The sequence below is a fragment of the Verrucomicrobiota bacterium genome (assembly GCA_039192515.1).
Taxonomy (GTDB): Bacteria; Verrucomicrobiota; Verrucomicrobiia; order Methylacidiphilales; family JBCCWR01; genus JBCCWR01.
Genome location: JBCCXA010000011.1, coordinates 92,818 through 99,446 on the forward strand (window position 1 = coordinate 92,818; position 6,629 = coordinate 99,446).

Annotated in this window: 5 protein-coding genes; 2 read left to right on the forward strand and 3 right to left on the reverse strand. The window is 42.2% G+C overall.

Annotated elements, in window-relative coordinates; genetic code table 11:
* Positions 1 to 28 precede the first annotated feature (28 nt).
* Positions 29 to 1,384 carry a phosphoglucosamine mutase gene (gene glmM / locus AAGA18_06860; GenBank protein ID MEM9445056.1) on the reverse strand — a complete coding sequence of 452 codons (1,356 nt, stop codon included), beginning with the start codon at positions 1,382 to 1,384 and terminating at the stop codon, positions 29 to 31.
* A gap of 200 nt (positions 1,385 to 1,584) precedes the next feature.
* On the opposite strand from glmM, the gene AAGA18_06865 reads away from it, so the two are divergent.
* Entirely contained in the window at positions 1,585 to 2,235 is a 651-nt protein-coding gene (locus AAGA18_06865) for a M90 family metallopeptidase (GenBank protein MEM9445057.1), read from the forward strand.
* 233 nt (positions 2,236 to 2,468) lie between these two features.
* On the opposite strand, the gene AAGA18_06870 is transcribed toward AAGA18_06865, so the two are convergent.
* Entirely contained in the window at positions 2,469 to 4,742 is a 2,274-nt protein-coding gene (locus AAGA18_06870; protein MEM9445058.1) for an FdhF/YdeP family oxidoreductase, read from the reverse strand.
* Positions 4,739 to 5,605, reverse strand: coding sequence for a formate dehydrogenase accessory sulfurtransferase FdhD (gene fdhD / locus AAGA18_06875; protein ID MEM9445059.1), 867 nt, complete (start codon positions 5,603 to 5,605; stop codon positions 4,739 to 4,741). The genes AAGA18_06870 and fdhD overlap by 4 nt, the downstream gene beginning before the upstream one ends.
* A 363-nt stretch (positions 5,606 to 5,968) precedes the next feature.
* Between fdhD and AAGA18_06880 the strand changes: the two genes are divergently transcribed.
* A partial coding sequence (locus tag AAGA18_06880) for a sugar nucleotide-binding protein (GenBank protein MEM9445060.1) occupies positions 5,969 to 6,629 on the forward strand: 661 nt, incomplete at its 3' end.

The following is a 6,629-nucleotide window of genomic DNA, read 5'->3' on the forward strand; positions in this document are numbered from 1 at the left end:
GCTCCTTTGATTTCTTATTTCTCTTTACTTAAACACCTATGGCGATTCGGATCTCCTTGAGAATCCTTTCAGCCATTGGCGAGACTTTAGAGGCATCTTTGGCTTCTAGCAATAAGCGAATTTTGTTTTCTGTGCCCGAGTAGCGTAAGAATGCGCGTCCTTGAGCTCCTAAATCTTGGTTAACTTCATTTAAAGCTAACTGAAGGTCAGTGAGCTCTTCTAAAGGAGGTTTTGACTTTACTCTAATATTAAAGAGCTGTTGCGGGTATTTTTTTATACAGGTTCTTAGTTCCGTGAGTGTTTTCTTTTTTCGAGTCATTAATTCGAGGACTTGTAAGGCAGAGAGAAGGCCATCCCCGGTTGATAGGAAATCTAGCAAGATCATGTGTCCAGATTGCTCACCTCCCAGATTATAATCATGCTCCTTCATAGCAGCGAGGACGTAACGATCCCCAACTTGGGTTCTATGAACATGGCCTCCATGCTTCATCAAAACTTCGTCTAGTGCTAAATTGCTCATCACAGTGGTAACAACCGTATTATGCTTCAAGGTTCTTCTCTCTAGCATATCGATGCCTAGAATAGCTAAAACTTCATCTCCATCTAGAGCTTGGCCTGTTTCATCAATCAAGATAAAGCGGTCGGCATCGCCATCATGTGCAAGTCCTACAGCATACTCATTTTTTTTGACTAGCTCTTGAAGGATTGCTGTATGTTGACTACCGCAATTGAGATTAATATTTTCTCCATTAGGATCTACAAACAAAGAGGTGACCTTGGCTCCAAGGTTTTTTAAAATTTGGGGAGTTGAAACCCAAGAAGCCCCGTTTCCACAGTCGACAAAGATATTTAAGCCTTCTAGTGAGGTTTTTTCGGGGAGGCTACTGCAAAGGGCTTTTTCATAAATCTTAAAGCAAGTATCTTTGGTTTCGAAACAAGGTTTTTGGTCAGTAAGCTGAGAATCTTGTAGAGCTGGTGCTTGATCTATCAGAGTTTCTATTTCGCGTTCTATTTCGTCGGTAAGTTTAAAACCATCTTGACCAAAGCATTTAATACCGTTGTCCTCATAGGGGTTATGTGAGGCGCTGATCATGATTCCTGCTGCTGCTCGATGGTGCTGGGTGAGCAAGGCTACAGCGGCAGTTGGTATAACGCCTATACACGCTGCTGATCCACCTGACTTTTCTATGCCTTTGACTAGAGCTTTTTCTAGTGTGGTTCCAGAAGCTCTTGTGTCTCGACCAATCACAAAGAGAGTACTCTCCTCTTGATTAAAAAATTTTCCTAATGCATAGCCTACTTGGTAAGCGAATGCGGATGTCATAGGGTGATGACCATAGGTTCCTCGAATACCGTCTGTGCCGAAGTATTTTCTATTCATCATGCTTTTGCCAAAACGTAGAGGATGTCACTTTTGAAATCAACCTTTACTCTACCCTATGAGCGACTTGATCAACTTATTCATAGGAGATAAGATTATGATAATCTATGATAGGCTTATGGATACTGCTGGGTATTGCACTCTTGGCAATCGGATTTTACTTTGGGCAGATTAGGTTGAGCAGTCGTAGGTGCAGAGCTATCTTGAATCGGCCATTTCCAACTCCATGGGAGGCTATTTTAAGAAAAAATATCCCTCTATACAAAGGATTGCCGGATGAGTTGAAAGAAAAACTTCATCGGTCAATTCAACTCTTTTTAGCTAAAAAATCTTTTGAAGGATGTGGAGGTTTGGAGGTTACTGAGGAAATGACTGTGACAATTGCAGGTCAAGCTTGTATGTTGATCATGAATCAGAACTCAGATATCTATCCAGCTCTCAGAACCATCTTGCTTTACCCTTCCAGTTTTCGAAATAATACGGACGGCTGTTTATTCAATTATCAAGATGACAACCCTACCCGCCTGGGGGAATCTTGGTCAACCGGTTCCGTTATCCTCGCTTGGGATAGCGTGATAGGTGATGCACTGAACGCTCAAGATGGGCAAAATGTTGTCTTTCACGAATTTGCTCATCAACTTGATCAACTCGATGGAGATACCGATGGAGCACCAACTCTAGAAAATAGGGCTTCCTATGCCAGTTGGGCTCGAGTACTTGGCGAGGAGTATGAAAACTTGCAGGATAGGCTAGAGCGAGGTGCTAAAGCAGATTTGATGCGTATGGCGCAACAGATCCTGCGGAGTTCTTTGCCGTCATTACAGAGAGCTTTTTTGAGAAATCAAAAAAAATGAAGCGTAAGCATCCTGAGCTTTATGCAGAGTTAGCGAAGTTTTATCGTGTCGATCCTGCTAGTTGGAAACGTTCAAGTAGAGTATGAGTACATTATAGAGTAGGGAAGCCTTTTGATAGGATAGCCAAGCAAAACATTAGTGACAGTTTTCAAACTGTCTGATTATTCGAACTACCTCTATGAATAGCCTTAGTATTCTCCTGCTCAAAAAAGAAAAATAGAGTAACGTCGAATTTATTCCTTCGGAGTAACGCGAATGACGATGCTTTTGGAAGTAGGGGTATTACTTTGATCTGCTGTGCTGGAAATAGGTACTAGGACATTGGCTTCGGGGAAGTAAGCGGCGGCACATCCTTTGGGGATGTCATATTCAATTGCTTGGAAAGTATTCGTTCGGCGAGTGGTGCCTTGAAATTCACTGGTGATATCAACTAACTGTTGATTTGCGATCTTTCGGGAAGACATGTCTTGGTGATTCATGAAGAGGACTCTTCGTTCGTTTTTGATTCCCCGGTAACGGTCATTCATACCATAAATGGTCGTATTAAATTGATCATGACTTCTTATGGTCATCAGTAACAATTGATCTTCTTCTAGGGTAAGTTCCTGTAAAGCATTGGTGGAGAAAGGAATCGCTCCTCCTATCGGCTCATAGTTTCCTTCACGAGCGTGGTTAGGTAAATAGAATCCCCCGGGTACTCGAACTCGCTGGTCATAGTTTTCAAATCCAGGGATGACTTCTGAGATAGCCTTCCTTATTTTGCAATAATCGGTAGACCATTCACTCCAAGGGGTATCATGACTTTGCTCAAGAAGTTGTTCAGCAAGCTTGGCGATGATACAGGGTTCTCCTAAAAGATGATCGGACGCTGGTGGAAGGTTACCTGTAGAAGTGTGAACTACTCCCATGGAGTTTTCGACGGTGAGAAATTGGTAAATTCCATTATCTGAAAGATCAAGTTCACTACGACCTAAGCAAGGCAAAATGAGGGCTTGTTTTCCGGTTACGAGGTGAGATCTGTTCAATTTGGTGGAAATATGAACTGTCAATGAACAGTTTCGCAGGGCTTTTGCGGTAAATTCAGTGTCAGGAGTTGCGGAGAGAAAATTGCCACCTAGTGCTATAAATACTTTACCAGGTTCTTTATGCATGGCGCGTATAGCATCGACTGTATCATAGCCATGTTTACGAGGAACTTTAAATTGAAAGACTTCTTCCAGCTTAGCCAAAAACCATTCCGGCATTTTTTCGAATATACCCATGGTTCGATCTCCCTGAACATTACTATGTCCTCGGACTGGACAAAGCCCTGCATTAGGCTTGCCTAATGCACCACGTAAAAGATGGAGGTTGACGATTTCTTCGATAGTAGAAACTGCGTTTTTATGTTGTGTGACGCCCATGGCCCAACAGGTTATGATCTTATCCGTTTGAGCGAGATCAGAAACCACAGAGTCTATGAATTCCTTGCCAATGCCAGAGATGCGTGAAAGTTCTTTCCAGTCCTCTGCTAGGATAGAATTTTTGTAGGATTCAAAGTCCTTGGTGTATTCTGAAATAAAATCGTGGTTGAGGTGACCACTCTCTATCAGCCCTTTAGCGAGAGCCTTGAGCAATGCATGGTCTCCATTGATTTTGACTTGGAGGAAGCTAGAAGCAAGTGATGTGGCCTGGCCCAACATGCCTTTTACTTCTTGAGGGTGTGAAAAAGCCTGTAGTCCCGCTTCTTTGAGTGGATTAATGGCCACGATCTTCCCTCCTTTTCTTACACAGGTTTGTAGCGCACTAAGCATGCGTGGGTGGTTTGTGCCAGGGTTTTGACCGATGATTAGGACGAGATCAGCGTTATAGAAGTCTTCTAACTTCACTGTTCCCTTGCCAATACCTATTGTCTTATTGAGGGCGACACCGCTTGATTCGTGGCACATATTAGAACAGTCCGGTAGATTGTTAGTTCCAAACTGACGCGCTAAGAGTTGATAAAGAAAGGCTGCCTCATTACTCGCTCTGCCAGAGGTATAAAAGATTGCATCGTCTGGCGATGGAAGGCCCTTTAGCTCCTTAGCAATTAAGTCAAAAGCTTTTTCCCAAGAGATTGCCTCGTAATGAGTGCTATCTTTGGGCAATAGCATCGGCTCAGTCAGCCTACCCTGTAGCTCATGCCAATAGTCGCTTTTCTCACCTAATGCTTCAACAGAATACTCTTCAAAGAACTGAGGTGTAATCTTTTTTTGGGTGCCCTCTGAAGCAATAGCCTTTGCTCCGTTTTCACAGAACTCAGTGGGTGCCCGGTGATCATCTGGATCTGGCCAAGCGCAGGAGGGACAGTCAACTCCGCTTTTTTGATTGATCATGCTCAGAAGTTGGGCCCCTTTTGTGAAACCAGTTTCTCGTTGAATATGCTTAAGCGAGTTGGTAACCGCTAGTGCTCCGCCTGCCCATGTCTTAGGGGTACTCTGTTTGAGTGCGGTAAGCTCCTCAGGGCATTTTTCAGTCTTGTGTTTCATGGAGTTGCGGAAATGTTTGTAGCATCCTTAAGAAGCCTAAATGAATGCGTGTAAATATTATGTTTTTTTGAGGAGAGAAAACCAACGAGACAGATATTAAGTTCATCCGCAATTTCTACTGCTAAGCTTGAAGCAGCGCCGAGTGCAATAATAACAGGAATTCTAGCATTCGCTGCTTTTTGAACAATTTCAAAACCAATGCGGCTTGATATCGCTAGGGATTTCCTGTTCAAAAGAGCTTGAGTATCTGGATTTCGTAACGCTGCCCCAATGACTTTGTCCACGGCATTATGGCGACCGATGTCTTCTCGTGTGCAAAGAACATTGGAATCAGTAGGATTTATCAAGAAAGCCCCATGAATGCCTCCCGTCTGAGAGAAAAGTGAAGAAGTATTACTAAGCTTTTCATAAACACGATCCAATTCTAAATGGCAAAAACGTTCTCGCACAGAGAGTTTATCTAGGCGATCGATACCAAGCATTTTGATTTCTGATTTTCCACAGGCACCGCATGCTGAGTTACTTGTATGAGTTCTAGAATGATGCTCTTGAGGCTTCTTATTCTTTAAAGTAACAGATGCTTGGAAAGATGAGGGGAAATCAATAGCTACAATATCATCAATAGAATCGATCAATCCTTCGGAATAAAGCAGACCAGTTATGAGATCTAAGTCATGTCCTGGTGTGCGTAGACTGATCATGAAAGGTTTATGAAGTTTTGAAGCACTCCCCTGGCAATTGAGACGAATTTCTAAGGGCTCTTCTGCGGCAAGAATATCATTTTTGTAACCGTATTGACTATTCCAATACCGAAGGATTTTGCTTTTTCGAACAGGTCTAATTGAATCAGTCAGTTGGTCCATTTTTTGGGTTAATTCAATTAATTAAATACTCCCACTCGGCTGATAATGCAAATATTGATGTAAACCTTAGCCGAGTAACTGTTAAACAAATGATCTCATCTAAGTGTAATGTTTATCTAAAGGACGTAAGGAGATAAATTCATAATTTACACAAAAAAGCCTCGAAGGCAAAGTATCAAGGACATCAATTGTGAGAACTAAGAAGGACACATTAGTAAAGGCCATGATATCGAGTAAGCTTACTTTTATTCTTTACTAGAAAGTAGCTCTAGATAAATTTCCGTGCAAACAGGTAAGGTCATATGTTTCGCTTGATGCATGAAAATAATAAGAGACCATTAAAATTTCTGGCAGAGGCATTAGATGATATTAATTCTAGGCGGTAGTGGTTATGTGGGGCAGACGTTTCAGGCTGTTTTACAATCTCTGGGGATTGATTATAAGTCTTTGAGCCGATCGGCTGCTGACTATTCGCAGCGGTCGGTTCTAATCAAAGCGATCGAAGAACTAAAACCAAATTTTATTATCAATGCGGCTGGCTATACAGGTAAGCCTAATGTAGATCAAGCAGAGCTCGATAAAACTGAGTGCTTGAGAGCTAATGCAGTTCTTCCCGGTGTCGTAGGTGAGGTTTGTCGAGATCATGAAATACCCTGGGGACATGTTTCCTCAGGCTGTATTTTTACAGGTAACAATCAAGGCAAAGGCTTCTCTGAAGAGGATGCTCCCAATTTTACATTCAGGCAAAATAATTGTAGCTTTTATAGCGGAACAAAGGCATTAGGGGAGGAACTACTTAAAGATTTGAGCAACTGCTATATATGGAGGCTTCGTATTCCTTTTCATGAAATCAATAGCCCGCGAAATTACTTAACAAAGGTGATGAGTTATAAAAGGCTTTTAGATGTTGAGAATTCCGTTTCCCAATTGGAGGAGTATGTACGAGCCTGCGTGAAGTGTTGGAAAGAGGATTTTGAATTCGGCACTTATAATGTGACCAATCCAGGCTTTATCACAACTCGCG